Consider the following 24,384-nt stretch of genomic DNA (forward strand, 5'->3'; position numbering starts at 1 on the left):
ACACCCCGTTCTTCAAGGGCTACCGTCCGCAGTTCTACTTCCGCACCACCGACGTGACCGGTAACTGCGAGCTGCCGGAAGGCGTCGAGATGGTGGTGCCGGGCGACAACATCAAGATGGTTGTCACCCTGATCGCTCCGATCGCGATGGAAGACGGTCTGCGTTTCGCCATCCGTGAAGGCGGTCGTACCGTCGGCGCCGGCGTGGTTGCCAAGATCATCGAGTAATCGATTGATCTGAAACGAAAAAAGGCCCCTCGGGGCCTTTTTTCTTGCCTCGTGAAATTGACAGATGGCAAAAGAGGCGTTCTTGACAGCCGCTGGCGACATCCTTAGAATTGCGCCTCCTTTAATCGGGCACCTTTTTGTCCGAGAGGAAAGCTTGGAGTCTGAGGTCAAATGCAAAATCAACAAATCCGTATTCGGTTGAAGGCTTTTGATCATCGCCTGATCGATCAATCCACCCAGGAAATCGTAGAAACTGCGAAACGTACTGGTGCTCAGGTGCGTGGTCCGATTCCTCTGCCTACCCGCAAGGAACGTTACACAGTGCTGATTTCTCCGCACGTCAACAAGGACGCTCGTGACCAGTACGAAATTCGTACCCACAAGCGTGTGCTCGACATCGTTCAGCCCACCGACAAGACCGTCGATGCGCTGATGAAGCTCGATCTCGCCGCTGGCGTTGAAGTGCAAATCAGCCTCGGCTGAGACCGTCAAGGTTTCAGTCGTGTAACGCTCTGAAATGGGCGGCCATAGCGGGTGAAAGCCCCGTACACTCAAGAGGTTCTCAACATGACGATTGGTTTAGTCGGTCGTAAATGCGGTATGACCCGCGTTTTCACCGAAGAAGGCGTTTCCGTTCCGGTCACGGTCATTGAGATCGAGCCGAATCGCGTAACCCAATTCAAGAGCGAAGAAACCGATGGCTATCGCGCCATTCAGGTAACCGTGGGCGAGCGTCGTGCTTCCCGCGTGACTAAGGCGCAAGCCGGTCACTTCGCCAAGGCCAGCGTTGCTGCTGGTCGTAGCGTCCTCGAATTCCGCCTGGAAGACGGTGAGTACAAGGCAGGTGACGAAGTCACCGTAGCCCTGTTCGAAGCCGGTCAGATGGTTGATGTCACTGGTCAGTCCAAAGGTAAGGGCTACGCCGGTACCATCAAGCGCTGGAACTTCCGTGGTCAGGACAACACCCACGGTAACTCCGTTTCCCACCGTGCACCTGGTTCCATCGGCCAGTGCCAGACTCCTGGTCGAGTGTTCAAGGGCAAGAAAATGTCCGGTCACCTGGGTGCGGAGCGTGTAACCGTTCAGTCGCTGGAAGTCGTGCGTGTAGACGCCGAGCGCAACCTGCTGCTGGTCAAGGGTGCCGTCCCCGGCGCGCCGGGTGGTGACGTGATCGTGCGTCCCGCTGTCAAGGCCCGTGGTTGAGAGGAGAGAGAACATGCAACTCAATGTGAATGGCTCTCAAGCTATCGAAGTCTCTGAGCACACCTTCGGCGGTGAATTCAACGAGACCCTGGTTCACCAGGCAGTCGTGGCCTACATGGCTGGCGGTCGTCAGGGCACCCGTGCCCAGAAGACCCGTTCCGAAGTCCGTGGCGGCGGCAAGAAGCCCTGGCGTCAGAAGGGCAGCGGTCGTGCCCGTGCCGGTACCATCCGCAGCCCCATCTGGCGCTCCGGTGGCGTGGCTTTCGCAGCCAAGCCCCAGGATCACAGCCAGAAGCTGAACAAGAAGATGTACCGCGCTGCCCTGCGCTCCATCCTCGCCGAGCTGGTCCGTCTGGATCGTCTGGTCGTGGTTGACGACTTTGCCGTCGACGCGCCCAAGACCAAGACCCTGGTCAGCAAGCTGGACGGCCTGGGCCTGAGCGACGTGCTGATCGTGACCGACGCTGTCGACCAGAACCTGTATCTGGCCGCCCGCAACCTGCCTTTCGTCGACGTGCGTGATGTCCAGGGTTCCGACCCGGTCAGCCTGATCGCCTACGACAAGGTGCTGGTCACTGTGTCCGCCGTGAAGAAATTCGAGGAGCTGCTGGCATGAACCAGGAACGCGTATTCAAAGTGCTGCTTGGCCCGCACATCTCCGAGAAGGCCACCATGCTGGCGGACAGCCAGAAGCAGTTCGTATTCAAGGTTGCCACCGATGCAACCAAGCTGGAAATCAAGAAGGCCGTCGAGCAGCTGTTCGAGGTCAAGGTTCGCAGCGTCAGCACCCTGAACGTCCAGGGCAAGACCAAGCGTACCGCTCGTGGTCTGGGCAAGCGTAACGACTGGAAAAAAGCGTACATCGCGCTCCAGCCGGGCCAGGATCTCGACTTTTCCAGCAGCGCCGAGTAATCAGGGGGCATCATGGCAATCGTAAAATGCAAGCCGACCTCCGCTGGCCGCCGCTTTGTGGTCAAGGTGGTCAACTCCGATCTGCACAAAGGCGCGCCCTACGCTCCTTTGCTGGAGAAGAAGAGCAAGTCCGGCGGCCGTAACAACAATGGTCGTATCACCACTCGCCACATCGGCGGTGGTCACAAGCAGCACTACCGTCTGGTTGATTTCCGTCGCAACAAGGATGGCATCCCTGCCGTCGTTGAGCGTATCGAATACGATCCGAACCGTACTGCACACATCGCTCTGCTGAAGTACGCCGATGGCGAGCGTCGCTACATCATCGCCCCCAAGGGCGTTGCTGCCGGTGACCAGCTGCTGTCCGGCGCTGGCGCGCCCATCAAGGCTGGCAATAACCTGCCGCTGCGTAACGTGCCGGTCGGTAGCACCATCCACGGTATCGAGCTGAAGCCTGGCAAAGGCGCTCAGATCGCTCGCTCCGCGGGTACCTCCGCTCAGCTGGTCGCCCGTGAAGGCGCCTACGTTACCGTGCGTCTGCGCAGCGGTGAAATGCGCAAGGTGCTGTCCGAGTGCCGTGCCACCCTGGGCGAAGTGTCCAACGGTGAGCATAGCCTGCGTTCGCTGGGTAAGGCCGGTGCCACCCGCTGGCGTGGCGTGCGTCCGACCGTTCGTGGTGTTGCCATGAACCCGGTCGATCACCCGCACGGTGGTGGTGAAGGTCGTACTTCCGGTGGCCGTCATCCGGTTTCGCCGTGGGGCGTCAAGACCAAGGGTCTCAAGACGCGCTCCAACAAGCGTACCGACAAGATGATTGTCCGTCGCGGCAAGTAATCAGTAGAGGATTCGACTGTGCCCCGTTCTCTGAAGAAAGGTCCTTTTATCGATCTTCACCTGTTGAAGAAGATCGAAGTCGCGGTGGAAAAGAACGAACGCAAACCGATCAAGACCTGGTCGCGTCGTTCGATGATCCTGCCGCAGATGGTCGGTCTGACCATCGCTGTGCACAACGGTCGTCAACATGTCCCCGTTCTGGTGAACGAAGACATGGTCGGCCACAAACTCGGCGAGTTCGCTGCTACCCGCACCTATCGCGGTCATGCGGCTGACAAGAAAGCCAAGCGTTAAGGGGTAAGGAAGATGGAAGTAGCCGCTAAGCTGTCGGGCGCTCGTATCTCCGCCCAGAAAGCCCGCTTGGTCGCCGACCAGATCCGCGGGAAGAAGGTGGGCGAAGCGCTCAACCTGTTGACTTTCAGCAGCAAGAAAGCCGCTGAAATCATGAAGAAGGTGCTGGAGTCGGCTGTTGCCAACGCCGAGCACAATGAAGGCGCCGACGTGGACGACCTGAAGGTTTCCACTGTCTTCGTAAACGAAGGTCGTTCGCTCAAGCGCATCATGCCGCGTGCCAAAGGTCGTGCTGATCGCATCGTGAAGCGGTCTTGCCATATCACGGTCAAGGTTGCGGACAAGTAACGGAGTCGATCAGATGGGTCAGAAAGTACATCCCAATGGCATTCGCCTGGGTATCGTCAAGGAGCACACTTCGGTCTGGTACGCGGATAAGCGCACTTATGCGGACTATCTGCTGGCCGACCTGAAGGTTCGTGAGTACCTCCAGGACAAACTAAAAAGCGCGTCCGTAAGCCGTATCGATATTCATCGCCCGGCTCAAACCGCACGCATCACCATCCACACCGCCCGTCCCGGTATCGTGATCGGCAAGAAAGGTGAGGATGTCGAGAAGCTGCGTCAGGACCTGACCGCAAGAATGGGTGTGCCCGTGCACATCAACATCGAAGAGATCCGCAAGCCGGAGCTCGACGGTGCCCTGGTTGCGCAGAGCGTTGCGCAGCAGCTTGAGCGTCGTGTGATGTTCCGTCGCGCCATGAAGCGCGCCGTGCAGAACGCGATCCGCATTGGTGCCAAAGGCATCAAGATTCAGGTGAGCGGTCGTCTGGGCGGTGCTGAAATCGCCCGTACCGAGTGGTATCGCGAAGGTCGTGTGCCCCTGCACACCCTGCGTGCCGATATCGACTACGCCACTGCGGAAGCTCACACCACTTACGGTGTGATCGGTGTGAAGGTCTGGATCTTCAAGGGTGAGGTCATTGGTGGCCGCCAGGAAGAGCTCAAGCCCGTCGCCCCGGCTCCGCGCAAAAAAGCTGCTGCTAAGTAAGGAGTACGCAACATGCTGCAACCCAAGCGTACAAAATTCCGCAAGCAGATGACCGGCCACAACCGTGGTCTGGCTCATCGCGGTAGCAAGGTCAGCTTCGGCGAGTACGCGCTGAAGGCTGTCGGCCGTGGCCGTCTGACCGCTCGCCAGATCGAATCCGCACGTCGTGCGCTGACCCGTCACGTGAAGCGTGGCGGCAAGATCTGGATCCGCGTCTTCCCTGACAAGCCTGTCACCAAGAAGCCTCTCGAAGTGCGGATGGGTAAAGGTAAGGGTAGTGTCGAGTACTGGGTAGCCCAGATCCAGCCGGGCAAGGTCCTGTACGAGATCGAGGGTGTTTCCGAGGATCTGGCTCGTCAGGCATTTGCCCTGGCCGCTGCCAAGCTTCCGCTCGAAACCTCCTTTGTTAAGCGGACGGTGATGTGATGAAAGCGAAAGATTTGCGTGAGAAATCCGTAGAGGAGCTGAACGAGCAGCTTCTCAACCTGCTGCGTGACCAGTTCAATCTGCGTATGCAGAAGGCAACTGGCCAGTTGGGTCAGTCTCACATGCTCTCGCAAGTGAAGCGCGACATCGCTCGCGTCAAGACTGTGCTGAACCAGCAAGCAGGTAAGTGATCATGGCTGAAGCTGAAAAAACTGTCCGTACGCTGACCGGCCGAGTGGTCAGCGACAAGATGGACAAAACCGTCACCGTACTGATCGAGCGTCGCGTCAAGCACCCGATCTACGGCAAATACGTGAAGCGTTCCACCAAGCTGCACGCTCACGACGAAACCAATCAGTGCCGCATTGGTGACCTGGTCACCATTCGCGAAACCCGCCCGCTGGCCAAGACCAAGGCGTGGACCCTGGTTGACGTCGTCGAGCGCGCCGTTCAGGTATAAGGGTAGAGAGCCATGATCCAGACTCAATCCATGCTTGACGTCGCCGACAACAGCGGCGCTCGTCGCGTGATGTGCATCAAGGTGCTCGGCGGTTCCCACCGCCGTTACGCCGGCATTGGCGACATCATCAAAGTCACCGTCAAGGAAGCAATTCCGCGCGGCAAGGTGAAGAAAGGTCAGGTGATGACTGCAGTCGTCGTGCGTACCAAGCACGGCGTCCGCCGCACCGACGGTTCCATCATCCGCTTCGACGGCAACGCCGCGGTTCTGCTGAACAACAAGCAAGAGCCGATTGGCACCCGTATCTTTGGGCCGGTGACCCGTGAACTTCGCTCCGAGAAGTTCATGAAGATCGTCTCCCTTGCCCCCGAAGTGCTGTAAGGAGTAGCCGACATGCAAAAGATTCGTCGTGACGACGAGGTAATCGTCATTGCCGGCAAGGACAAGGGCAAGCGTGGCAAGGTGCTGAAGGTGCTCGCCGATGACCGTCTGGTCGTTGGTGGGGTCAACCTGATCAAGCGCCACACCAAGCCCAACCCCATGCTGGGTGTTCAGGGTGGCATCGTAGAGAAAGAAGCCCCTCTGCATGTCTCCAACGTTGCCATTTTCAACTCCGAGACCAACAAGGCTGACCGCGTTGGTTTCAAAGTCGAAGACGGCAAGAAGATTCGTATCTTCAAGTCGACCCAAAAAGCGGTCCAGGCCTGAAGCTGCTAGGTAGATCACCATGGCTCGATTGAAAGAGATTTATCGGAAGGAAATCGCGCCCAAGCTGAAAGAGCAGCTTCAGCTGGGTAACGTGATGGAAGTTCCGCGCATCACCAAGATCACCTTGAACATGGGTCTGGGCGAAGCGGTCGGTGACAAGAAAATCATCGACAACGCTGTAGCTGACCTGGAAAAGATCGCTGGTCAAAAGCCGGTCGTGACTTATGCCCGCAATTCCATTGCTGGCTTCAAGATTCGCGAAGGCTGGCCGATCGGCGTCAAGGTGACCCTGCGTAGCGATCGCATGTATGAATTCCTGGATCGTCTGCTGTCCATCTCCCTGCCGCGCGTTCGTGACTTCCGCGGCCTGAATGCCAAGTCCTTCGATGGTCGTGGCAACTACAGCATGGGCGTGAAAGAGCAGATCATCTTCCCGGAAATCGATTACGACAAGATCGATGCGCTGCGTGGTATGGACATCACCCTGACCACCACCGCTCGTACCGACGAGGAAGGCCGTGCGCTGCTGCGTGCGTTCAACTTCCCGTTCCGTAACTGATTGAGGTCTTCAGATGGCTAAGCAAAGCATGATTAACCGCGAGCTGAAGCGTCAGCAGACGGTTGCCAAGTACGCCAAGAAGCGCGCCGAGCTGAAGGCGACCATCGGTAATGTCAACGCCTCCCCCGAGGATCGTTGGAATGCCCAGGTCGCCCTGCAGAAGCAGCCCCGTGACGCCAGCGCCAGCCGCATGCGTAACCGCTGCCGCCTGACCGGTCGTCCGCATGGCGTGTACCGCAAGTTCGGTCTGTCCCGCATCAAGCTGCGTGAAGCAGCCATGCGCGGCGACGTGCCCGGCCTGGTGAAGGCCAGCTGGTAACAGCTAGCGCCTTTCATCGTGGTAATTGAATCAAGCCCCTTTTGGGGCTTGATTCGTTTCAGGCCGATCTCTAGAATGCTCGGCTCGCCCGAATCGGCCTATTGCCGAGGGGTGATTTTGAGAGCCGGTAGGCTCAATTTCTGTATTAGGAGCTAATAGCCCATGAGTATGCAGGACCCGTTAGCAGACATGCTAACTCGTATCCGTAATGCCCAGATGGCTGAAAAGGCCGTTGTGAGCATGCCTTCTTCCAAGCTGAAGGCTGCCGTTGCCAAAGTCCTCAAGGACGAAGGTTACATCGCGGATTTTCAGGTCAGCGCGGAATCTAAGCCGTCGCTGTCCATCGAGCTGAAGTACTTCGAAGGCAAGCCTGTCATCGAAGAACTGAAGCGTAGCAGCCGTCCCGGTCTGCGCCAGTACAAAGCCGTTGACCAGCTGCCGAAAGTGCGTGGCGGTCTGGGTGTGTCGATCGTTTCCACCAACAAAGGTGTGATGACTGATCGCGCGGCCCGTGCTGCTGGTGTTGGCGGCGAAGTGCTCTGCACAGTCTTCTAAGGGGAATCAGCATGTCTCGCGTTGCTAAAAACCCTGTAAGACTGCCTGCAGGCGTCGAAGTTAATCTGGCCGGTCAGGCTCTTTCGATTAAGGGTGCCAAGGGCGCTCTGGAACTGAAGGTCCATCCGTCCGTTGAAGTCACTCAAGAGTCCGGTGAGCTGCGTTTCGCTGCTCGCAATGGCGATCAGCAGACCCGTGCGATGGCCGGCACTACCCGTGCTCTGGTCAACAACATGGTGGTCGGCGTCAGCCAGGGCTTCGAGCGCAAGCTGCAACTGGTTGGTGTGGGCTACAAGGCCCAGGCCAAAGGTCAGGTGCTGAACCTCGCTCTGGGCTTCTCTCACCCCGTGGACTACGACCTGCCGCAAGGCATCACCGCAGAAACCCCCAACCAGACCGAAATCCTGATCAAGGGTATCGACAAGCAGCTGGTCGGCCAGGTTGCGGCTGAGATTCGTGGTTTCCGTCCGCCGGAGCCTTACAAGGGCAAGGGTGTACGGTATGCCGACGAAGTCGTCCACCGTAAAGAAGCCAAGAAAAAGTAGGGCATAGCAAATGACCGTCAAGAAAGAAACCCGACTGCGTCGCGCTCGCAAGGCTCGCCTGAAGATGCGCGAGCTGGAAGTGGTCCGTCTGTGCGTGTACCGCTCTTCCCAGCACATCTATGCCCAGGTCATCGCGGCCGACGGCAGCAAGGTCCTGGCCAGCGCTTCTACGCTGGACAAAGAACTGCGCGAAAGCGCTACCAGCAACGTCGAGGCGGCCAAGAAAGTTGGTCTGCTGGTCGCCGAGCGTGCCAAGGCCGCTGGCGTTACCCAGGTGGCCTTTGATCGTTCTGGCTTCAAGTACCATGGTCGCGTCAAAGCGCTGGCCGACGCTGCTCGTGAAGGCGGGCTGGAGTTCTAAGTCATGGCAAATAACGATCAAAAGCGCGACGAAGGCTATATCGAGAAGCTGGTTCAAGTTAACCGCGTAGCCAAAACCGTGAAAGGCGGCCGTATCTTCGCCTTCACCGCTCTGACCGTGGTTGGCGATGGCAAAGGCCGCGTTGGCTTCGGCCGTGGCAAGGCCCGTGAAGTGCCTGCCGCCATCCAGAAGGCTATGGAAGCTGCTCGCCGCAACATGATCCAGGTGGATCTGAACGGCACCACCCTGCAGTACCCGGTCAAGGCCGCCCATGGCGCCTCCAAGGTGTACATGCAGCCCGCTTCCGACGGTACCGGCATCATCGCCGGTGGTGCCATGCGCGCCGTCCTGGAAGTCGCTGGTGTGCAGAACGTCCTGGCCAAGTGCTACGGCTCCACCAACCCGGTAAACGTGGTGTACGCGACCTTCGAAGGTCTCAAACACATGCAGGCGCCGGAAGCTGTTGCCGCCAAGCGTGGCAAGAGCGTCGAGGAGATTCTCTGATCATGGCTAACGCAACCGTCAAGGTCACGCTGATCAAGAGCGTCCACGGCCGTCTGGCCAATCACAAGGCTTGCGTCAAGGGTCTCGGCCTGCGTCGCATCGGTCACACCGTCGAAGTTCAGGACACTCCTGAAAATCGCGGCATGATCAACAAGGCCTACTACCTTCTGCGTGTGGAGGGTTAAGTCATGAAATTGAATGATCTGCGTTCCGCTCCCGGCGCTCGCCGCGAGAAGCTGCGTCCCGGTCGTGGTATCGGTAGCGGCCTGGGCAAGACCGGTGGCCGCGGCCACAAGGGTCTGACCTCCCGTTCCGGTGGCAAGGTTGCCCCCGGTTTCGAGGGTGGCCAGCAGCCGCTGCACCGTCGTCTGCCGAAGTTCGGCTTCGTTTCGCTGAAAGCCCTGGACCGTGCCGAGGTTCGTACCTCCGAGCTGGCCAAGGTCGATGTCGATGTGGTCGATCTGCAGGCGCTGAAAGACGCCAACGTGATCAGCCGCGACATCAAGCGTGTCAAGGTTGTGCTGTCCGGCGACGTCACTCGTGCCGTCACCCTGAAGGGCATTCGTGCCACCAAGGGCGCACGTGCAGCCATCGAAGCAGCTGGCGGCAAGATCGAGGAATAAATGGCTAAGCAAGGTGCTCTCTCTGCGCTCAGCAAGACCGGTGGTATGTCCGAGCTGTGGACCCGCCTCCGATTCCTGTTCCTGGCGATCATCGTCTACAGGATCGGTGCGCACATCCCTGTTCCGGGTATCAATCCCGATCAGCTGGCCGCACTGTTCAGGCAGAACGAGGGGACCATTCTTAGCCTCTTCAACATGTTCTCTGGCGGTGCGCTGGAGCGGATGAGCATCTTTGCACTGGGGATCATGCCGTACATCTCGGCCTCGATCATCATGCAGCTGCTTACCGCGATCAGCCCACAGCTGGAGCAATTGAAGAAAGAGGGTGAGTCTGGTCGTCGCAAGATCAGCCAGTACACCCGTTACGGCACGCTGGTTCTGGCGCTCGTTCAGGCCACCGGGATGTCGGTAGGACTTGCCAGTCAGGGCGTCGCGTTCAGCGTGGGCTTCAGCTTCTATTTCGTCGCTGTCACCACCTTTGTCGCCGGCGCACTGTTCATGATGTGGCTGGGTGAGCAGATCACCGAGCGCGGTATCGGCAACGGCATCTCGATGCTGATCTTCGCCGGTATCGTCGCGGGCCTGCCCCGCGCCATCGGTCAGTCCTTCGAGTCGGCACGGCAGGGCGATATCAACATCTTCGCGCTGATCATGGTGGGTGTGGTGGCGGTTGCCATCATTGCCTTCGTGGTGTTCATCGAGCGTGGGCAGCGTCGTATTGCCGTGCACTACGCCAAGCGTCAGCAGGGCCGCAAGGTCTTCGCGGCGCAGAACAGCCATCTGCCGCTCAAGGTGAACATGGCCGGGGTCATCCCGGCGATCTTCGCCAGCAGCATCCTGCTGTTCCCGGCATCGCTCGGTTCGTGGTTCGGTCAGTCCGAAGGTCTTGGCTGGTTGCAGGACGTGGCTCAGGCCATCGCCCCCGGCCAGCCGCTGAACATCTTGCTGTTTAGTGCAGGGATCATCTTCTTCTGCTTCTTCTATACAGCGCTGATGTTCAACCCCAAGGACGTGGCCGAGAACTTGAAGAAATCCGGAGCGTTCATTCCGGGTATTCGTCCTGGTGAGCAGTCCGCGCGCTATATCGATGGCGTGCTGACCCGACTGACCATGTTCGGTGCCCTGTACATGACGGCGGTGTGCTTGTTGCCCCAGTTCCTGGTGGTCGCGGCGAACGTGCCGTTCTATCTCGGTGGGACGTCGTTGCTGATCGTGGTGGTGGTGGTCATGGACTTCATGTCCCAGGTCCAATCCCATCTCGTATCTCATCAATACGAGTCCCTGATGAAGAAAGCCAACCTGAAGGGCTACGGCGGCGGCATGATGCGCTGAGCCGTTACCCGTAAGGTTAGAGGAGTTGTCATGAAAGTTCGTGCATCGGTCAAGAAGCTGTGCCGTAACTGCAAGATCATTCGCCGCGAAGGCGTCGTGCGCGTGATCTGCAGCGCTGAACCGCGTCACAAGCAGCGCCAAGGCTGAGTGTGAATCACGCGTCTAACCCGGCAGCTAGTGTGCTGCCGGGTTGATCATTTGTTCCTACAGCGTTAATATCGCGCGCCCTTTTCTTGGCTTCCGGGGCGTCGGTAGCTGTCAATTGGAGTTTTTCTGAATGGCCCGTATTGCAGGCGTCAACATTCCAGATAACAAACACACTGTTATCTCGCTGACCTACATCTATGGTGTCGGTCGCACCACCTCTCAGAAGATCTGCGCGGCCACCGGCATCCAGCCGACCGCCAAGATCAAAGAACTGAGCGACGAGCAGGTCGATCAGCTGCGTAACGAGGTCGCCAAAATCCTCACCGAGGGTGACCTGCGCCGCGAAATCAACATGAACATCAAGCGCCTGATGGATCTGGGTTGCTACCGCGGTCTGCGTCACCGCCGTGGTCTACCGGTCCGTGGTCAGCGCACCAAGACCAATGCCCGTACCCGTAAGGGCCCGCGCAAGCCGATCCGCAAGTAATCGCATCCGCGAATCGACAGGAATCTAGTCATGGCAAAACCTGCTGCTCGTCCTCGTAAGAAAGTCAAAAAGACAGTGGTTGATGGCATCGCCCACATCCATGCGTCTTTCAACAACACCATCGTGACCATCACCGATCGTCAGGGCAATGCATTGTCCTGGGCGACCTCCGGTGGCTCCGGCTTCCGTGGCTCCCGTAAGAGCACCCCGTTCGCTGCCCAGATTGCAGCCGAACGTGCCGGCCAAGCCGCTCTGGAATATGGTCTGAAGAATCTGGACGTGAACGTCAAAGGTCCCGGCCCCGGCCGTGAGTCCGCTGTTCGCGCCCTGAATGCCTGTGGTTACAAGATCGCCAGCATCACCGACGTGACGCCTATCCCGCATAACGGGTGCCGTCCGCCGAAGAAGCGTCGCGTGTAATAGGAGACAGTGAGAAATGGCTCGTTACATTGGTCCCAAGTGCAAACTGTCCCGCCGCGAAGGCACTGACCTCTTCCTGAAGAGCGGCGCTCGTGCCCTCGACTCGAAGTGCAAGCTGGAAACCGTTCCTGGCCAGCATGGTCAGCGTCGCGGTCGTCTGTCCGACTACGGTCTGCAGCTGCGTGAAAAGCAGAAAGTCCGCCGTATCTATGGCGTCCTCGAGCGTCAGTTCGCCGGTTACTACCAGGAAGCTGCCCGTCGCAAGGGCGCTACCGGTGAAAACCTGCTGCAACTGCTCGAATGCCGTCTGGACAACGTGGTGTATCGCATGGGCTTCGGTGCCACTCGCGCTGAATCGCGCCAGCTGGTCTCCCACAAGTCGATCACCGTCAACGGTCAGACCGTCAACATTCCCTCCTATCAGGTCAAGGTCGGCGACGTCGTCGCAGTCCGTGAAAAGGCCAAGAACCAGCTGCGTATCGCTCAAGCTCTCGAGCTGTGCGGCCAGCGTGGCCGGGTTGAGTGGGTCGAAGTGAGCACCGAGAAAAAGGAAGGCACCTTCAAGAGCGTGCCGGCCCGTGGTGATCTCTCCGCCGACATCAACGAAAACCTGATTGTCGAGCTCTACTCCAAGTAAGGGCTAGAAAGTAGGTGCATCCATGCAGAGTTCGGTAAATGAGTTCCTGACCCCCCGCCATATCGATGTGCAGGCGGTTAGTCAGACCCGTGCCAAGATCACCCTCGAGCCTCTCGAGCGTGGTTTCGGCCATACCTTGGGCAACGCGCTGCGGCGTATCCTGTTGTCCTCCATGCCTGGCTGCGCGGTAGTCGAAGCAGAGATCGACGGTGTCCTGCACGAGTACAGCGCCATCGAAGGCGTGCAGGAAGACGTGATCGAGATCCTGCTCAATCTCAAGGGTCTGGCCATCAAGTTGCACGGCCGTGACGAAGTCACCCTGAGCCTGAGCAAGAAAGGTCAGGGGCCGGTTCTGGCCTCTGACATTCAGGTCGATCACGACGTCGAGATCGTCAACGGCGATCACGTCATCGCCCACCTGGCGGACAATGGTTCGCTGAACATGAAGCTGAAAATCGCTCGCGGTCGTGGCTATGAGCCCGCCGACGCGCGTCAGAGCGAAGAAGACGAAACCCGCGCAATCGGTCGTCTCCAGCTCGATGCTACGTTCAGCCCGGTTCGTCGCGTGGCCTATGTGGTGGAAAACGCCCGGGTCGAACAGCGTACCAACCTGGACAAGCTCGTGCTTGACCTGGAAACCAACGGTACCCTGGATCCGGAAGAAGCCATCCGTCGTGCCGCCACTATCCTGCAGCAGCAGCTGGCAGCGTTCGTCGACCTCAAGGGCGACAGCGAGCCGGTCGTGGTCGAGCAGGAAGACGAGATCGATCCGATCCTGCTGCGTCCGGTGGACGATCTGGAACTGACCGTTCGTTCGGCCAACTGCCTCAAGGCGGAGAACATCTACTACATCGGTGACCTGATTCAGCGTACCGAAGTGGAGCTGCTCAAGACCCCGAACCTGGGCAAGAAGTCCCTGACCGAAATCAAGGACGTTCTGGCTTCGCGTGGTCTGTCGCTCGGTATGCGCCTGGACAACTGGCCCCCTGCAAGCCTTAAGAAGGACGACAAGGCTACTGCCTGATCGTCATTGTTCACCGAACGATAGTTTGGGAAGGAATTTCAATCATGCGTCATCGTAAAAGTGGTCGTCATCTGAGCCGCACGAGCGCACATCGCAAGGCCATGTTCCAGAACATGGCTGTGTCGCTGTTCGAGCACGAGCTGATCAAAACTACCCTGCCGAAAGCCAAGGAACTGCGCCGCGTTGCCGAGCCGCTGATCACCCTGGCCAAGGAAGACAGCGTCGCCAACCGTCGTCTGGCTTTCGACCGCACCCGTTCGAAAGCTGCCGTTGGCAAGCTGTTCAACGACCTGGGCAAGCGCTACGCCAACCGTCCGGGTGGCTACCTGCGTATCCTGAAGTGCGGTTTCCGCGCTGGCGACAACGCGCCCATGGCGTACGTCGAGCTGATCGACCGTCCGGTCGGCGGCACCGTGGAACAAACTGCTGAATAAGTAGCGCTGTTCTGGAAAAGCCGGGCTCATGCCCGGCTTTTTCATGCCTGGTGTTTGACGGGACTGCAGGCAGGATCTGTCGAATCGTATTTTCTATCAGGACGCTAGGATCAATAAATTAGTCCTAAAGTATTGCCTTGGCGATACTTCTCCCACGCGATCAGCAAGTGCTATTCGAAGGGAGACAGCCTGTGACCGATACCAAGATCCTCACCACCGCCAGCGGCATTCCGGTGGCCGACAACCAGAATTCCCGTACCGCCGGCCCGCGCGGTCCGCTGATGCTCGACGACTTCCATCTGATCGAGAAGCTGGCCCACTTCAACCGTGAGGTCATTCCCGAGCGACGCGTGCACGCCAAGGGCTCCGCGGCCTACGGCACCTTTACCGTCACCCAGGACATCACCCATCTTTCCAGCGCCAAGCTGTTCGCCAGCGTCGGCCAGCAGACCGAGACCCTGCTGCGCTTTTCCACCGTGGGCGGTGAGCGCGGCTCGGCAGATACCGAGCGCGATCCGCGTGGCTTCGCCCTGAAGTTCTATACCGAAGAAGGCAACTGGGACATCGTCGGCAACAACACCCCGGTGTTCTTCATCCGCGATCCGCTCAAGTTTCCCGATTTCATCCACACCCAGAAGCGCGATCCCTGGAGCAACCTGAAGAGTCCGCAGATGATGTGGGACTTCTGGTCGCTGTCGCCTGAGTCGCTGCACCAGGTGACCATCCTGTTTTCCGATCGCGGCATTCCGGATGGCTATCGCTTCATGCACGGCTTCGGCAGCCATACCTTCAGCCTGATCAATGCCCAGGGCGAAAGGCACTTCGTGAAGTTTCACTTCAAGAGCCAGCAGGGGATCAGGAACCTGGCACCGGTCGAGGCCGCGCGTCTGGCCGGGAGCGATCCGGACTACAGCCAGCGTGACCTGTTCCAGGCCATCGAGCGCGGCGAATTCCCACGCTGGAAGCTGTGCATCCAGGTGATGAGCGAGCAGGAAGCGGCCGGTCGCGCCGAAAACCCTTTCGACGTCACCAAGGTCTGGTCGCAGCAGGACTATCCGTTGCAGGAGGTGGGCCTGCTGGAGCTCAATCGCAATCCGCAGAACTATTTCGCCGAGGTGGAGCAGGCGTCCTTCGCGCCGAGCAACGTGGTGCCGGGCATCGGCCTGTCGCCGGATCGCATGCTGCAGGGACGGGTGTTCGCCTACGCCGATGCCCAGCGCTATCGGGTGGGGACCAACTACCAGCAGCTGCCGGTCAACGCGCCGCGCTGCCCCTATGCCAACAACCAGCGTGACGGGGCCATGAGATTCGATGGCAATGGCGGTTCCCAGCCGAACTACGAGCCCAACAGCTACGGCCATACGCCCCGGCAGGCGCCGCAGTATCGCGAGCCGGCGCTGAATTTCGCCGGTCCGGCCGATCGCTACGACCACCGGGTGGACGAGGACTACTACAGTCAGGCCGGTGCGTTGTTCCGCCTGATGAGCGCGGACCAGCAGGCCTTGCTGATCGACAATATCGTCGGTGCCATGGCTTCGGTGACCCGGGAGGTCCAGCTGCGGCAGATCGGTCACTTCCTCAAGGCCGATCCTGCCTATGGCATGGGTGTCGCCAAGGGACTGGGGATGGATCCCAGCGAAGTGGCCTGACCTGGAGATGGAAAAGAGCCCGGCGCCGCCGGGCTTTTTTTCGTCCATTAAAAAAGTGCGGGAAAAGCTGTCTCGGACGCCGCTTGCGACGTCGCAGTGCTAAGGTTCGCATCAAGCGCGAAAACACGAGGCTCGCTCTCCCGTCATGACTGTGTTTGGAGTGTCTTTGCGCCAGCTCTGGGCGCACGAAAAGGCCAGCTATGGCGTTCGCGTCTTTGTCGCCCTGAGCGGTGCCATGGCCGTCTGCTGGTCGCTGGGCGATCTGCGCGCGCTGTCGCCGGTGTTTCTCGGCATCATCGCCAGCGCCCTGGCGGAAACCGACGACAGCTGGCTGGGTCGTCTCAAGTCGCTGGTGGTCACGCTGCTGTGCTTCGCGGTTGCCGCCTTCGCGGTTGAACTGCTGTTTCCCTATCCCTGGATCTTCGTGGTGGGCCTGGGTCTGGCCACCTTCAGCCTGACGATGCTCGGCGCCATCGGCGAGCGCTATGCGTCTATTGCCCAGGCCACGGTGATCCTGTCGATCTACGCCATGATCGGCGTGGATCAGCGGCTGGGTACCCAGGTGCCGTTGTGGTACGAGCCGGCGCACCTGCTGGCCGGGGCGCTGTGGTACGGCCTGCTCTCGGTGCTCTGGTGTGCGCTGTTCGCCCATCAGCCGGTGCGGCAGAATCTGTCCGCGCTCTATGGCGAGCTGGAGACCCTGCTGCGACTCAAGGCGGAGATGCTCGAACCGGTGCGCGGAGTGGATCTGCATCGGCGGCGGGTACTGCTGGCCCAGCAGAACGGCAAGGTGGTGCAGGCGCTGAACCAGGCCAAGGCGACCATCCTCAATCGCTTTGGCCGCTCGGGGCGGCCGGGCGCACGGTCAGGGCGCTACTTCCGCCTGTATTTCATGGCGCAGGACATCCACGAGCGCGCCAGTTCCTCGCACTATCCCTACAGCGCCCTGACCGAGGCGTTCTTTCACAGCGACATCCTCTTTCGCTGCCAGCGCCTGCTCAAGCTGCAGGCCGTGGCCTGCCGCAACATGGGTGAGGCGATCCGCCTCGGTCAGCCCTTCGAATACGGCCAGCAGAGTCAGCAGGGGCTGACCGATCTGCAGGCCTCGCTGGAGTATCTCAAGCAGCAGCAGAATCCGCGCTGGCGAGGCCTGCTGCGCTCCCTGGACCTGCTCGGGCACAATCTCTCGACCCTGGAGCGGCAATTTTCCGAGGTGGGCAACAGCGATTCGGGGGCGGCGGACCTGGATACCAGCCTACTGGATCCGGCGGCGCGCTCGCTGCGCGAGGTGTTCCAGCGTATCCGTCTGCAGCTGACCCCGACCTCGCTGCTGTTCCGCCATGGCCTGCGCATGGCGCTGGCGCTGATGGCCGGCTATGGCGTGCTGCACCTGATCCACCCGGTCAACGGCTACTGGATCCTGCTGACCACGGTGTTCGTCTGCCGGCCGCAGTACGGGGCGACCCGGGTACGACTGGTGCAGCGGATCGTCGGCACGGTGATCGGCCTGTTGCTGGGCAGCGCCTTGCTGGAGCTGTTCGCCCAGCCGGAGATCCAGTTGTTGCTGGCGCTGGTCGCCGGTCTGGTGTTCTTCATCACCCGGACCGATCGCTACACCGTCGCCACCGCGGCCATCACCCTGATGGTGCTGTTCTGCTTCAACCAGGTGGGCAATGGCTTCATGCTGATCTGGCCGCGGCTGCTGGACACCCTGCTGGGTTGCCTGATCGCGGTGCTGGCGGTGTTCTTCGTCCTGCCGGACTGGCAGGGACGCCGCCTGCATCTGGTGATGGCCAACACCCTGCGCACCAACGCACTCTATCTGCGCCGGTTGCACGAGCAGTACCGCACCGGCAAGCGCGACGACCTCGATTATCGCGTGGCGCGGCGCAACGCCCACAATGCCGATGCGACGCTGTCGGCAGCGCTGGCCAACATGCTGCGCGATCCCGGGCATTTCCGGCGCAACCTGGAAGCGGGCTTTCGCTACCTGGCGCTGTCCAACACCTTGCTGGGTTATCTGTCGGCCCTGGGCGCGCACCGCCGCCAGCTGGAAGCGGCCGAGCACGATGCCCTTGTGGAGCGCGCCGTGACCCGTATCGCCGAAGGCATGGAGGCCATTGCCGCGGCGGTGGCGGAGCGGCGCAGTCTGCCGCCGACCGCCGAAGAGGAAAGCAGCCTGGCCGACGAACTGGAAGCCGCGGCGGAGGACAATGACGACGGCTATCGACTGGTGTGCACCCAGCTGGCGCTGATCTGCCGCTTGCTGCCCAATCTCAAGAGCGCCGCCAACCATACCCTGCGCGAACAAACCCGCGAGGAACCTGCTGCGGTTGCCGCCGGTGCTTGAGCAAGGTTGGCGCGACGCGCTATGTTGACCGATGTCCGTCGAATCTATCGACGCCTGTCCAAGCTGGTTTGAAGGCTGTTCCAACACATGCGTATGCGTCTTCTAGTAGTGGGCGGGGAGAGCGCCCTGGGCAAGGCGCTACTCGCCGCCGGTGCCGAAGCGGGCATCGAATTCGCCGCCCCCGAGACTCCCGCAGAGGGCTGGTACGCGGCCGGACTGACCGAGGTCCTCGATCGGGTACGGCCGGGGGCGGTGATCAATCTTGCCTACTACCGCGACTGGTTGCAGGCCGCGGACTTCGATCCGGCCCTGATGCAGCGCCAGGCGCTGGCCGTCCAGCGGCTGGCAGGCCTCTGCCAGCACTATCAGATTCCGCTGATCCAACCGTCCAGTTATCAGCTGTTCGATGGCTCGCGCGTGGCCGGCTATAGTGAAAAGGATCTTCCACGGCCCCCGGGGGCGCGTGGCGAAGCGCTCTGGCGGGTCGAGCAACTGGTGCGGGCGCTGTGCCCGATGCACATCCTGCTGCGCCTGGGCTGGGTGCTGGACGACTCCGGCGACGGGCGCCTGGGGCGTCTGTTGCAGCAGCTGGACACCGAGCAGGTGGTGCCGATGGCGGGCGACCGGCGCGGCAATCCGACCACCGTGGGCGATGCCGCGCGGGTGCTGCTTGCCGTGGTCAAGCAGCTCGACTGCGGCGCGCCGCTCTGGGGGACCTATCACTACGGCGCCCAGGAAGCGGTGTCGGAGTTGGGCCTGGCCGAGACCGTCGCCCAGCTCTGGCAGGAATTCGACCGGCCGGTGCGCTGCGAATGGCAGGAGGTGACGCACCTCGAGCGTGCGGATGCCGTGGAAGAGCCACAACAGGGGGTGTTGATCAGTCGCAAGCTGCTCAACACCTTTGGAATCAAGGCGCGGCGCTGGCAGCAGGAGTTGCCGGCGCTGTTGCAGGGCTTTCGGCAGGACGAGGTAGGTTTCCATGAGTGATGCGCCCATTCTGATCACCGGCGGTGCCGGTTTCATCGGCTCCCATCTGGCCGACGCGCTGCTCGCGCGGGGCAGGCGGGTGCGGGTGCTGGACGATCTGAGCACCGGCAAGCGCGAGAATCTGCCGCTGGACGACGACCGCATCGAACTGCGGGTGGGCGATGTGGCCGATGTCGCGACCCTGGAAGCGGCAGTGGCCGGTTGCGCGGCGGTGGTGCACCTGGCCGCGGTGGCCTCGGTGCAGGCATCGGTGGAAGACCCGGTGGGTACCCATCGAGCCAATTTCATCGGCACCCTGAATCTGTGCGAGGCCATGCGCAAGGCCGTCATCAAGCGCGTGGTCTATGCCTCCAGCGCGGCGGTCTATGGCGCCAATGGCCAGGGCCAGGCCATCGACGAGGAGCTGCCCAAGGCGCCCCTGACGCCCTATGCGGCGGACAAGCTGGCCGGCGAGTACTACTTCGACTTCTATCGCCGCGAGCACGGGCTGGAGCCGGCGATCTTCCGCTTCTTCAACATCTACGGCCCGCGCCAGGATCCGTCTTCGCCCTATTCCGGGGTGATCAGCATCTTTACCGAGCGTGCCCGGCGGCAGACGCCGATCACGGTGTTCGGCGACGGCGAGCAGACCCGCGATTTCGTCTATGTGGCCGATCTGGTGGGCATCCTGGTGCAGGCGCTGGAAGCCTCCGACGTAACGGCTGGCGCAGTGAACGTAGGGCGCGGCGAGACCATCAGCCTGAACGGTCTGCTGGCGGAGATCGGCCAGGTGCTCGGTGGCCTGCCGCAGGTGACCCATGGCGCAGCGCGAGCTGGGGATATCCGCCATTCGAAGGCGGACAACCGCCGCCTGCGCGAGCGTTTCGACTTCAGTCAGCCCACGACCATGGGTACGGGGCTGGCGGCGCTGCTGCGGGATTAGCGGACGAGGCCAGGGGCAATCCCTGGCCTGTTGGCCTTCGCCGATGGAGCGGTCTCAGCGCCAACCTGCGGGCGCGTGGCTAGCGGTGGCCTAGAAGCGATAGCCCAGGCCGACCATGTAGACCCAGGGATCCACATCCAGATCGACCTTGGCGCGGGCGCCGAGGGCGGTGTTGTCGACGTGGGCGGTGGTGGCGATGTCGATGTAGCGGATCTGGGCGTTGAGCATTACCCGGTCGGTGAGCATGAGATCGGCGCCGACCTGGGCGGACCAGCCCCAGGAATTGTCGGCGCGGAAGTTGTCGAAGCCGGCCGCGCTGGCGCCGCTGCCGACGTGCTCGTCGTAGATCCAGGTGTAGTTGAGGCCGGCGCCGACATAGGGCTGGAACGTCGCCTTGGCGTCCAGCGGGTAATAGACCAGGCTCAGGGTCGGCGGCAGGTGCTTGAGGCTGCCCAGCTTGCCGTTGGCGGCGTCGAGCCCGGTACCCTTGATGTTGACCTGGTGCTCGAAGGGCGTGGCCGCGAGCAATTCGAGGCCCAGGTGGTCGGTGAGCATGTAGGCGACGTTCAGCCCCAGCTGGGTGTCGCTGTCCATGGTCGCCTTGCCGCCCAGGTTGGCGCCACTCAGGGCGCCCCTGTCGATCTTGACGTCGGAGCTGCGCTCGTGGGGGTCCACGGTGATGGCGCCGGCGCGCAGGATGATGTCACCGGCCTGGTGGGCCTGGGCGAAGGGGGCGGCCAGCACGAGGGCGAGCAGGCTGAGACGGAAGAGGGGACGCATGGCGAGGGCTCCGAAGGCATTGAAAGATGGCTGGGAGCAGCCTAGCGAAGCTGAAACGGCGGACTCTTGATCTCGCTCAAGCGCAGGGCAGATCCCTCAGGAACCGTCGCCCTTGAGGATGTAGGGTTGGATGCGCTGGGCCTGCAGCCAGTAGCCGGCGGCGGCCACCTCGCTGCGCTGGGTGCCCACGCCCAGGCGGCCTTCCACCCAGTAGGGCAGGTGCAGCTTGGACAGCCAGAGGTCGTGGCTGCCCTTGACGTAGACGATCTGGTTGCCGGGCGGCGGCGGTACGTGGATGCAGGCGCCATAATAGGGGACCAGCAGGAATTCGGTGACCTCGCCTTCTTCGGTGACCATCAGCGGCACCACGTAGCCGGGCAGGCGCACCTCCTGGCCGTCCAGGGCGGCCACCGTGGGGGCGTCCGGCCAGGGCTGGCTGGCGGCCGGGCCGTCTTCGCCGAGGCCGTGGTCGACGCTACCGGGATTGAAGCGCGGCGCATCGGCCGGCACCAGTTCGCGCCAGGCGAGTTGGCGGGGGTCGGCCTGGGCCCAGGACAGCCAGCAGAGCAACAGCACGAGCGCCAGGCGCATGGGGAAGCCTCGTCTACAAACGCACGGACAACCCGTCCGTGAGGGCCTGGCGACAGCCGCGCCAGGCCGGGATGCAGCCGAGCACCAGCGCCGCGAGCAGGATACCGCCGAGCAGTTGCCCATCGTAGAGCGAGGGCCAGTCCAGCGGCAATGCCAGGCCGTATTCCGCCAGCAGCCAGGGCCGCCCCAGGGCGATGGCGCCATAGAGCAGCGCCAGTCCAGCGAGACAGCCGGCCAGGGTGAGGGCCAGGGCTTCGGCCAGCAGCAGGCCGAACAGGTGGCGCGGCTGGGCGCCCACCGAGCGCAGGATGGCCATCTCCCGGCGTCGTTCGTTGAGGCTGGCGAGCAGGGCGGTGAGCATGCCCACCAGCCCGGTGAGCACCACGCACAGCGACATCACCAGCAGCGCCTGTTCTGCCGTGCCGAGCAGGCCCCAGAGTTCCTGCAGGGCCACGCCGGGCAGAATGGCCAGCAGCGGCTCGCCGCGGTAGTCGTTGACCGCGCGCTGCACGGCAAAGGTGGCCACCCGGCTCTTGAGGCCGACCAGCGCGGCGGTGAGGTCCTGGGGGGTGAGATCGCGCTGGCGCACCTCGGCGTCGCTCAGCGAAGGCCCGGGCAGGCCGCCGCGCCAGTCCAGGTGCAGGGCGGTCATGCCGCTCAGCGGGATGTGCAGGGTACGGTCGACCGGGGTGCCGGTGGGGGCGAGGATGCCGACCACGGTGAAGGGGTGGTCGCTGTGCTCGGTCAGACTGATGGTGGCGACGCCATGGGCCAGCACGACCTTGTCGCCCAGTTGATAGTGCAGCGCCTTGGCCACCTCGGCGCCCAGCACCACCTCGAAGACGTCGTTGAAGGGCCGGCCCTGGATCAGCCGCAGCGGCTGGTTGCGCCCGTAGTGATAGTGGGCGAAGTAGTTGCCATCGGTACCCAGCACCCGGTAGCCGCGATGGGAGTCGCCGAGGGACAGCGGGATGGTCCAGGCGACGCGAGGATCGGCGGCGAGCTTTTCATAGCTCTCCCAGCGGATGTTGTTGGTGGCGTTGCCGATGCGGAACACCGAGTAGAGCAGCAGATTGACCGCGCCGGAGCGGGCGCCCACCACCAGGTCGGTGCCGGCGATGGTGCTGGCGAAGCTGGCCTTGGCCTCGGTGCGCAACCGTTCGACGCCCAGCAGCAGGGCCACCGAGACGGCGATGGTGAAGACGGTGAGCAGGGCGGTGGCGCGGCGATTGCGCAGGCTGGCCCAGGCCAGTTGCAAGAGCGGCATCCTAGGTCTCCGGCCGGGCGGCGTTGAGCTGGGCCAGGGTCAGGTGGCGGTCGAAACGACTGGCCAGGCTGCGGTCGTGGCTGACGAACAGCAGGCCGGCGCCGGCAGCGGCGCACTCGGCGAACAGCAATTGCAGGAAGGCATCGCGGTGATCGCTGTCCAGCGCCGATGTGGGTTCGTCGGCGATCACCAGTTCCGGCTGGCCGATCAGCGCGCGGGCGGCGGCGACGCGCTGCTGCTGGCCGATGGAGAGTTCGCGGGCCGGACGGCGGGGCAGCGCGGGATCGCTCAGCCCCAGGGCGCGGAGCAGGGTCAGGGCCGCGCCCTGGGGATCGCCATGCCGCGCCGTGGCGCGCTCGCGGCGCAGCGCCGAGAATTGGCAGGGCAGCAGGACGTTGTCCAAGACCGAGAGAAAGGGCAGCAGGTTGAATTGCTGGAAGAGAAAGCCGGTGTGGTCGACGCGAAAGCGATCGCGCCGGGCGGTGGCGAGCGCGCCCAGGTCCTGACCGAGCAGGCGCACCTGGCCGCGACCGGGGCGCTGCACGCCGCCGAGCAGGCCGAGCAAGGTGGTCTTGCCGCTGCCCGAAGGACCTTCGAGAAACAGCGCCTCGCCGGGTGCCAGCTGGAAGTGCCGGATGTCCAGGCATTCCGCCTGGCCGGGCCAGGCGAAGCCGAGGTCCTGGATCTCGACCAGCGGGGAGGAGGTCACCACCGCCCTACCACTTCAGCTGCGGTTGCTTGGCCGTCAGTTCGGCGCCCTGCTGACCGCTGGCGACGATGGCCTGGACCTCGACACTGTGGCTGTTGGGGAAGCGGGCGAACCAGCCGGAGAGATCCAGGCTGGCGAGCGCGCCCGGCTTGCTGCAACTGAAGCTCATGCTGGCCTCCACGTCGAGATGGCCGCTGGCGCTGGAATCCCTGGCGAACAGCGGGCTGATGGCGCTGGCTTCGGTCAGGCGGCACTCGGCGGCGGCGGGCAGCTGCACCAGCGCCTGGGGATTCTCCAGGCTCTGGCGCAGGGCGGCGACGGCGTCTTCTTCCTGCCGATTGCGCGGGGCATGTTCGAAGCCCAGCAGATCGGCCGCCGGACTGCGCCACTGGAGCTCCAGGCCGCTGTCGGTCTGGGCCAGGTCGAGGTGGGATTCGCCGTGCACATGGGCGCCCAGGGCGCCGTGCTCGTGTTCGTCATGGTCGCCATCGGTGCCATGGGCAAAGGCCGGTTGAGCGAGCGCGGCAGCGAGGCAGAGGGTCAGCAGGGGCAGGCGCATGGGGGCTTCCAGTGGGCGGAAAGGCGCTATGTTATGTTGTTGCATTTACAGGCCGCAACCTCGGTTTGGCGTCGGCCGGTGGCTGTGGGAGCATGGGCCTCTGCACGACGAGGAGAACACCATGGTACGCATTCGCGGAACCATCGGCAGCCAGCCCGTGGATCTCACGGTGGAACTGGACGAGGCCGACTGGCAGCGCCTGGCCGCGGCCCTGCGACCGGCGGCGGCGTCCCCGCCCGCGGCGGCGGTGGCCGCCGCACCCAGCGGGCCCAAGTCGGGTGGCGACATGCTCTGGGATCAGGTGGTCAAGTTGCTCAGCCAGGCTGGCCGCCTCAGCGGTCCGGACATCCTGGTTGCGCTGGAAAAGCTGACCGGCAACCTCGGGGTGGCCAAGCAGCTGCTGGTGCGGCTGAGACACAGTCCCCAGGTGCGCATGGAGCGGGTGGGGGAGGCGCAGTTCTATATCTGGCAGGGGTAAGGCTGGAGCAGGGTAGTGGAAAACGCTGCGCGG

The 24,384-nt window shown here is 62.2% G+C and carries 39 protein-coding genes; 34 read left to right on the plus strand and 5 right to left on the minus strand.

Annotated features, from left to right (window positions below):
* From FHR73_RS22050 to FHR73_RS22210, 33 genes are all read left to right on the plus strand, one after another.
* Positions 1-227 (plus strand): elongation factor Tu (locus tag FHR73_RS22050; protein WP_183634055.1); only part of this gene is annotated, 227 nt, incomplete at its 5' end.
* A 171-nt stretch (positions 228-398) separates the two neighbouring features.
* Entirely contained in the window at positions 399-710 is a 312-nt protein-coding gene (gene rpsJ / locus FHR73_RS22055) for a 30S ribosomal protein S10 (protein WP_003243886.1), read from the plus strand.
* Positions 711-794: 84 nt separating this feature from the next.
* Positions 795-1,430: a 50S ribosomal protein L3 gene (gene rplC, locus FHR73_RS22060; protein WP_007161251.1), complete on the plus strand. Its 636-nt coding sequence runs from the start codon at positions 795-797 to the stop codon at positions 1,428-1,430.
* A 13-nt stretch (positions 1,431-1,443) separates the two neighbouring features.
* A complete protein-coding gene (rplD, locus tag FHR73_RS22065) occupies positions 1,444-2,046 on the plus strand; it encodes a 50S ribosomal protein L4 (protein ID WP_017640279.1) in 603 nt (200 codons plus the stop codon).
* Positions 2,043-2,342, plus strand: a complete 300-nt coding sequence (gene rplW / locus FHR73_RS22070) for a 50S ribosomal protein L23 (RefSeq protein WP_007161249.1) — start codon at positions 2,043-2,045, stop codon at positions 2,340-2,342. The genes rplD and rplW overlap by 4 nt, the downstream gene beginning before the upstream one ends.
* A 12-nt stretch (positions 2,343-2,354) precedes the next feature.
* Positions 2,355-3,176, plus strand: a complete 822-nt coding sequence (gene rplB, locus FHR73_RS22075) for a 50S ribosomal protein L2 (protein ID WP_007161248.1) — start codon at positions 2,355-2,357, stop codon at positions 3,174-3,176.
* 18 nt (positions 3,177-3,194) lie between these two features.
* A complete protein-coding gene (rpsS, locus tag FHR73_RS22080) occupies positions 3,195-3,470 on the plus strand; it encodes a 30S ribosomal protein S19 (RefSeq protein WP_007161247.1) in 276 nt (91 codons plus the stop codon).
* Positions 3,471-3,482: 12 nt separating this feature from the next.
* Positions 3,483-3,815 (plus strand): 50S ribosomal protein L22, encoded by a 333-nt coding sequence (rplV, locus tag FHR73_RS22085; protein ID WP_007161246.1) that lies wholly within the window; start codon positions 3,483-3,485, stop codon positions 3,813-3,815.
* A 13-nt stretch (positions 3,816-3,828) separates the two neighbouring features.
* Positions 3,829-4,518 carry a 30S ribosomal protein S3 gene (rpsC, locus tag FHR73_RS22090; RefSeq protein ID WP_007161245.1) on the plus strand — a complete coding sequence of 230 codons (690 nt, stop codon included), beginning with the start codon at positions 3,829-3,831 and terminating at the stop codon, positions 4,516-4,518.
* A 12-nt stretch (positions 4,519-4,530) separates the two neighbouring features.
* Positions 4,531-4,944 (plus strand): 50S ribosomal protein L16, encoded by a 414-nt coding sequence (rplP, locus tag FHR73_RS22095; protein WP_017640282.1) that lies wholly within the window; start codon positions 4,531-4,533, stop codon positions 4,942-4,944.
* Complete coding sequence (gene rpmC / locus FHR73_RS22100; protein ID WP_007161243.1) at positions 4,944-5,135, plus strand: 50S ribosomal protein L29; 192 nt, start codon at positions 4,944-4,946, stop codon at positions 5,133-5,135. The genes rplP and rpmC overlap by 1 nt, the downstream gene beginning before the upstream one ends.
* A gap of 2 nt (positions 5,136-5,137) precedes the next feature.
* On the plus strand, positions 5,138-5,404 hold the full coding sequence (gene rpsQ, locus FHR73_RS22105; protein WP_007161242.1) for a 30S ribosomal protein S17: 267 nt from the start codon (positions 5,138-5,140) through the stop codon (positions 5,402-5,404).
* A 12-nt stretch (positions 5,405-5,416) separates the two neighbouring features.
* Positions 5,417-5,785 carry a 50S ribosomal protein L14 gene (gene rplN, locus FHR73_RS22110; RefSeq protein ID WP_007161241.1) on the plus strand — a complete coding sequence of 123 codons (369 nt, stop codon included), beginning with the start codon at positions 5,417-5,419 and terminating at the stop codon, positions 5,783-5,785.
* A 12-nt stretch (positions 5,786-5,797) separates the two neighbouring features.
* Entirely contained in the window at positions 5,798-6,112 is a 315-nt protein-coding gene (rplX, locus tag FHR73_RS22115) for a 50S ribosomal protein L24 (protein ID WP_017640283.1), read from the plus strand.
* Between the two features lie 19 nt (positions 6,113-6,131).
* Positions 6,132-6,671, plus strand: coding sequence for a 50S ribosomal protein L5 (gene rplE / locus FHR73_RS22120; protein WP_007161239.1), 540 nt, complete (start codon positions 6,132-6,134; stop codon positions 6,669-6,671).
* Between the two features lie 13 nt (positions 6,672-6,684).
* Positions 6,685-6,990, plus strand: coding sequence for a 30S ribosomal protein S14 (gene rpsN / locus FHR73_RS22125; protein ID WP_017640284.1), 306 nt, complete (start codon positions 6,685-6,687; stop codon positions 6,988-6,990).
* Positions 6,991-7,152: 162 nt separating this feature from the next.
* Complete coding sequence (gene rpsH / locus FHR73_RS22130; protein WP_017640285.1) at positions 7,153-7,545, plus strand: 30S ribosomal protein S8; 393 nt, start codon at positions 7,153-7,155, stop codon at positions 7,543-7,545.
* A gap of 11 nt (positions 7,546-7,556) precedes the next feature.
* On the plus strand, positions 7,557-8,090 hold the full coding sequence (gene rplF, locus FHR73_RS22135; protein WP_017640286.1) for a 50S ribosomal protein L6: 534 nt from the start codon (positions 7,557-7,559) through the stop codon (positions 8,088-8,090).
* A gap of 10 nt (positions 8,091-8,100) precedes the next feature.
* The gene (gene rplR / locus FHR73_RS22140; RefSeq protein WP_007161235.1) at positions 8,101-8,451 is read left to right on the plus strand and encodes a 50S ribosomal protein L18; all 351 of its coding nucleotides are present in this window, start codon (positions 8,101-8,103) and stop codon (positions 8,449-8,451) included.
* Between the two features lie 3 nt (positions 8,452-8,454).
* Positions 8,455-8,955 (plus strand): 30S ribosomal protein S5, encoded by a 501-nt coding sequence (gene rpsE, locus FHR73_RS22145; RefSeq protein ID WP_007161234.1) that lies wholly within the window; start codon positions 8,455-8,457, stop codon positions 8,953-8,955.
* Positions 8,956-8,957: 2 nt separating this feature from the next.
* On the plus strand, positions 8,958-9,140 hold the full coding sequence (gene rpmD, locus FHR73_RS22150; protein WP_007161233.1) for a 50S ribosomal protein L30: 183 nt from the start codon (positions 8,958-8,960) through the stop codon (positions 9,138-9,140).
* A 3-nt stretch (positions 9,141-9,143) separates the two neighbouring features.
* Entirely contained in the window at positions 9,144-9,578 is a 435-nt protein-coding gene (gene rplO / locus FHR73_RS22155) for a 50S ribosomal protein L15 (RefSeq protein ID WP_133860559.1), read from the plus strand.
* Entirely contained in the window at positions 9,579-10,910 is a 1,332-nt protein-coding gene (gene secY, locus FHR73_RS22160; protein WP_133860560.1) for a preprotein translocase subunit SecY, read from the plus strand.
* Positions 10,911-10,940: 30 nt separating this feature from the next.
* Positions 10,941-11,057, plus strand: a complete 117-nt coding sequence (gene rpmJ / locus FHR73_RS22165; protein WP_002555468.1) for a 50S ribosomal protein L36 — start codon at positions 10,941-10,943, stop codon at positions 11,055-11,057.
* 130 nt (positions 11,058-11,187) lie between these two features.
* Positions 11,188-11,544 (plus strand): 30S ribosomal protein S13, encoded by a 357-nt coding sequence (gene rpsM, locus FHR73_RS22170; RefSeq protein WP_017640288.1) that lies wholly within the window; start codon positions 11,188-11,190, stop codon positions 11,542-11,544.
* A 30-nt stretch (positions 11,545-11,574) separates the two neighbouring features.
* On the plus strand, positions 11,575-11,964 hold the full coding sequence (rpsK, locus tag FHR73_RS22175; RefSeq protein ID WP_003281811.1) for a 30S ribosomal protein S11: 390 nt from the start codon (positions 11,575-11,577) through the stop codon (positions 11,962-11,964).
* A gap of 16 nt (positions 11,965-11,980) precedes the next feature.
* Entirely contained in the window at positions 11,981-12,601 is a 621-nt protein-coding gene (gene rpsD / locus FHR73_RS22180) for a 30S ribosomal protein S4 (protein WP_017640289.1), read from the plus strand.
* A 22-nt stretch (positions 12,602-12,623) separates the two neighbouring features.
* Positions 12,624-13,625 carry a DNA-directed RNA polymerase subunit alpha gene (locus FHR73_RS22185; protein WP_017640290.1) on the plus strand — a complete coding sequence of 334 codons (1,002 nt, stop codon included), beginning with the start codon at positions 12,624-12,626 and terminating at the stop codon, positions 13,623-13,625.
* 44 nt (positions 13,626-13,669) lie between these two features.
* Positions 13,670-14,059: a 50S ribosomal protein L17 gene (gene rplQ, locus FHR73_RS22190; RefSeq protein WP_183634056.1), complete on the plus strand. Its 390-nt coding sequence runs from the start codon at positions 13,670-13,672 to the stop codon at positions 14,057-14,059.
* Positions 14,060-14,250: 191 nt separating this feature from the next.
* The gene (locus FHR73_RS22195) at positions 14,251-15,708 is read left to right on the plus strand and encodes a catalase (protein WP_183634057.1); all 1,458 of its coding nucleotides are present in this window, start codon (positions 14,251-14,253) and stop codon (positions 15,706-15,708) included.
* Positions 15,709-15,853: 145 nt separating this feature from the next.
* Positions 15,854-18,058 carry a YccS family putative transporter gene (yccS, locus tag FHR73_RS22200; protein WP_183634058.1) on the plus strand — a complete coding sequence of 735 codons (2,205 nt, stop codon included), beginning with the start codon at positions 15,854-15,856 and terminating at the stop codon, positions 18,056-18,058.
* Positions 18,059-18,145: 87 nt separating this feature from the next.
* Positions 18,146-19,045 carry a sugar nucleotide-binding protein gene (locus FHR73_RS22205; RefSeq protein WP_183634059.1) on the plus strand — a complete coding sequence of 300 codons (900 nt, stop codon included), beginning with the start codon at positions 18,146-18,148 and terminating at the stop codon, positions 19,043-19,045.
* Positions 19,038-19,967: an NAD-dependent epimerase/dehydratase family protein gene (locus FHR73_RS22210; RefSeq protein ID WP_183634060.1), complete on the plus strand. Its 930-nt coding sequence runs from the start codon at positions 19,038-19,040 to the stop codon at positions 19,965-19,967. Before FHR73_RS22205 ends, FHR73_RS22210 begins: the two co-directional genes overlap by 8 nt.
* Before the next feature lie 90 nt (positions 19,968-20,057).
* On the opposite strand, the gene FHR73_RS22215 is transcribed toward FHR73_RS22210, so the two are convergent.
* The 5 genes from FHR73_RS22215 to FHR73_RS22235 all read right to left on the minus strand — a co-directional run bounded on the left by FHR73_RS22215 (position 20,058) and on the right by FHR73_RS22235 (position 23,873).
* Entirely contained in the window at positions 20,058-20,747 is a 690-nt protein-coding gene (locus FHR73_RS22215; protein ID WP_183634061.1) for an OmpW family protein, read from the minus strand.
* Between the two features lie 96 nt (positions 20,748-20,843).
* Positions 20,844-21,338 (minus strand): DUF3299 domain-containing protein, encoded by a 495-nt coding sequence (locus FHR73_RS22220; RefSeq protein ID WP_183634062.1) that lies wholly within the window; start codon positions 21,336-21,338, stop codon positions 20,844-20,846.
* A gap of 13 nt (positions 21,339-21,351) precedes the next feature.
* Entirely contained in the window at positions 21,352-22,605 is a 1,254-nt protein-coding gene (locus FHR73_RS22225) for an ABC transporter permease (RefSeq protein WP_183634063.1), read from the minus strand.
* A 1-nt stretch (position 22,606) separates the two neighbouring features.
* Positions 22,607-23,299 carry an ABC transporter ATP-binding protein gene (locus FHR73_RS22230; RefSeq protein ID WP_221191686.1) on the minus strand — a complete coding sequence of 231 codons (693 nt, stop codon included), beginning with the start codon at positions 23,297-23,299 and terminating at the stop codon, positions 22,607-22,609.
* Between the two features lie 22 nt (positions 23,300-23,321).
* Positions 23,322-23,873 (minus strand): DUF2796 domain-containing protein, encoded by a 552-nt coding sequence (locus FHR73_RS22235; protein WP_183634065.1) that lies wholly within the window; start codon positions 23,871-23,873, stop codon positions 23,322-23,324.
* Between the two features lie 121 nt (positions 23,874-23,994).
* Here FHR73_RS22235 and FHR73_RS22240 point away from each other — a divergent pair, with 121 nt between their 5' ends.
* On the plus strand, positions 23,995-24,351 hold the full coding sequence (locus FHR73_RS22240; protein WP_183634066.1) for a hypothetical protein: 357 nt from the start codon (positions 23,995-23,997) through the stop codon (positions 24,349-24,351).
* Positions 24,352-24,384: the final 33 nt, after the last annotated feature.

It is taken from the genome of Pseudomonas sp. AS2.8 (assembly GCF_014190935.1).
Taxonomy (GTDB): Bacteria; Pseudomonadota; Gammaproteobacteria; order Pseudomonadales; family Pseudomonadaceae; genus Chryseomonas.

Coding starts and splice junctions, on each gene's coding strand:
- rpsE (WP_007161234.1), top strand. CDS start 8,455: ATGGCAAATAACGATCAAAAGCGCGACGAAGGCTATATCGAGAAGCTG.
- rplC (WP_007161251.1), top strand. CDS start 795: ATGACGATTGGTTTAGTCGGTCGTAAATGCGGTATGACCCGCGTTTTC.
- rpmC (WP_007161243.1), top strand. CDS start 4,944: ATGAAAGCGAAAGATTTGCGTGAGAAATCCGTAGAGGAGCTGAACGAG.
- rpsQ (WP_007161242.1), top strand. CDS start 5,138: ATGGCTGAAGCTGAAAAAACTGTCCGTACGCTGACCGGCCGAGTGGTC.
- rplO (WP_133860559.1), top strand. CDS start 9,144: ATGAAATTGAATGATCTGCGTTCCGCTCCCGGCGCTCGCCGCGAGAAG.
- rpsN (WP_017640284.1), top strand. CDS start 6,685: ATGGCTAAGCAAAGCATGATTAACCGCGAGCTGAAGCGTCAGCAGACG.
- rpsK (WP_003281811.1), top strand. CDS start 11,575: ATGGCAAAACCTGCTGCTCGTCCTCGTAAGAAAGTCAAAAAGACAGTG.
- FHR73_RS22240 (WP_183634066.1), top strand. CDS start 23,995: ATGGTACGCATTCGCGGAACCATCGGCAGCCAGCCCGTGGATCTCACG.
- FHR73_RS22215 (WP_183634061.1), bottom strand. CDS start 20,747: ATGCGTCCCCTCTTCCGTCTCAGCCTGCTCGCCCTCGTGCTGGCCGCC.
- rplV (WP_007161246.1), top strand. CDS start 3,483: ATGGAAGTAGCCGCTAAGCTGTCGGGCGCTCGTATCTCCGCCCAGAAA.
- rpsD (WP_017640289.1), top strand. CDS start 11,981: ATGGCTCGTTACATTGGTCCCAAGTGCAAACTGTCCCGCCGCGAAGGC.
- rplN (WP_007161241.1), top strand. CDS start 5,417: ATGATCCAGACTCAATCCATGCTTGACGTCGCCGACAACAGCGGCGCT.
- rplE (WP_007161239.1), top strand. CDS start 6,132: ATGGCTCGATTGAAAGAGATTTATCGGAAGGAAATCGCGCCCAAGCTG.
- FHR73_RS22210 (WP_183634060.1), top strand. CDS start 19,038: ATGAGTGATGCGCCCATTCTGATCACCGGCGGTGCCGGTTTCATCGGC.
- rplP (WP_017640282.1), top strand. CDS start 4,531: ATGCTGCAACCCAAGCGTACAAAATTCCGCAAGCAGATGACCGGCCAC.
- rpsM (WP_017640288.1), top strand. CDS start 11,188: ATGGCCCGTATTGCAGGCGTCAACATTCCAGATAACAAACACACTGTT.
- FHR73_RS22235 (WP_183634065.1), bottom strand. CDS start 23,873: ATGCGCCTGCCCCTGCTGACCCTCTGCCTCGCTGCCGCGCTCGCTCAA.
- rpsJ (WP_003243886.1), top strand. CDS start 399: ATGCAAAATCAACAAATCCGTATTCGGTTGAAGGCTTTTGATCATCGC.
- rplB (WP_007161248.1), top strand. CDS start 2,355: ATGGCAATCGTAAAATGCAAGCCGACCTCCGCTGGCCGCCGCTTTGTG.
- rplX (WP_017640283.1), top strand. CDS start 5,798: ATGCAAAAGATTCGTCGTGACGACGAGGTAATCGTCATTGCCGGCAAG.
- rplQ (WP_183634056.1), top strand. CDS start 13,670: ATGCGTCATCGTAAAAGTGGTCGTCATCTGAGCCGCACGAGCGCACAT.
- FHR73_RS22225 (WP_183634063.1), bottom strand. CDS start 22,605: ATGCCGCTCTTGCAACTGGCCTGGGCCAGCCTGCGCAATCGCCGCGCC.
- rplD (WP_017640279.1), top strand. CDS start 1,444: ATGCAACTCAATGTGAATGGCTCTCAAGCTATCGAAGTCTCTGAGCAC.
- rpsC (WP_007161245.1), top strand. CDS start 3,829: ATGGGTCAGAAAGTACATCCCAATGGCATTCGCCTGGGTATCGTCAAG.
- rplW (WP_007161249.1), top strand. CDS start 2,043: ATGAACCAGGAACGCGTATTCAAAGTGCTGCTTGGCCCGCACATCTCC.
- rplF (WP_017640286.1), top strand. CDS start 7,557: ATGTCTCGCGTTGCTAAAAACCCTGTAAGACTGCCTGCAGGCGTCGAA.
- FHR73_RS22220 (WP_183634062.1), bottom strand. CDS start 21,338: ATGCGCCTGGCGCTCGTGCTGTTGCTCTGCTGGCTGTCCTGGGCCCAG.
- FHR73_RS22205 (WP_183634059.1), top strand. CDS start 18,146: ATGCGTATGCGTCTTCTAGTAGTGGGCGGGGAGAGCGCCCTGGGCAAG.
- yccS (WP_183634058.1), top strand. CDS start 15,854: ATGACTGTGTTTGGAGTGTCTTTGCGCCAGCTCTGGGCGCACGAAAAG.
- rpmJ (WP_002555468.1), top strand. CDS start 10,941: ATGAAAGTTCGTGCATCGGTCAAGAAGCTGTGCCGTAACTGCAAGATC.
- rpmD (WP_007161233.1), top strand. CDS start 8,958: ATGGCTAACGCAACCGTCAAGGTCACGCTGATCAAGAGCGTCCACGGC.
- rpsH (WP_017640285.1), top strand. CDS start 7,153: ATGAGTATGCAGGACCCGTTAGCAGACATGCTAACTCGTATCCGTAAT.
- FHR73_RS22185 (WP_017640290.1), top strand. CDS start 12,624: ATGCAGAGTTCGGTAAATGAGTTCCTGACCCCCCGCCATATCGATGTG.
- secY (WP_133860560.1), top strand. CDS start 9,579: ATGGCTAAGCAAGGTGCTCTCTCTGCGCTCAGCAAGACCGGTGGTATG.
- rplR (WP_007161235.1), top strand. CDS start 8,101: ATGACCGTCAAGAAAGAAACCCGACTGCGTCGCGCTCGCAAGGCTCGC.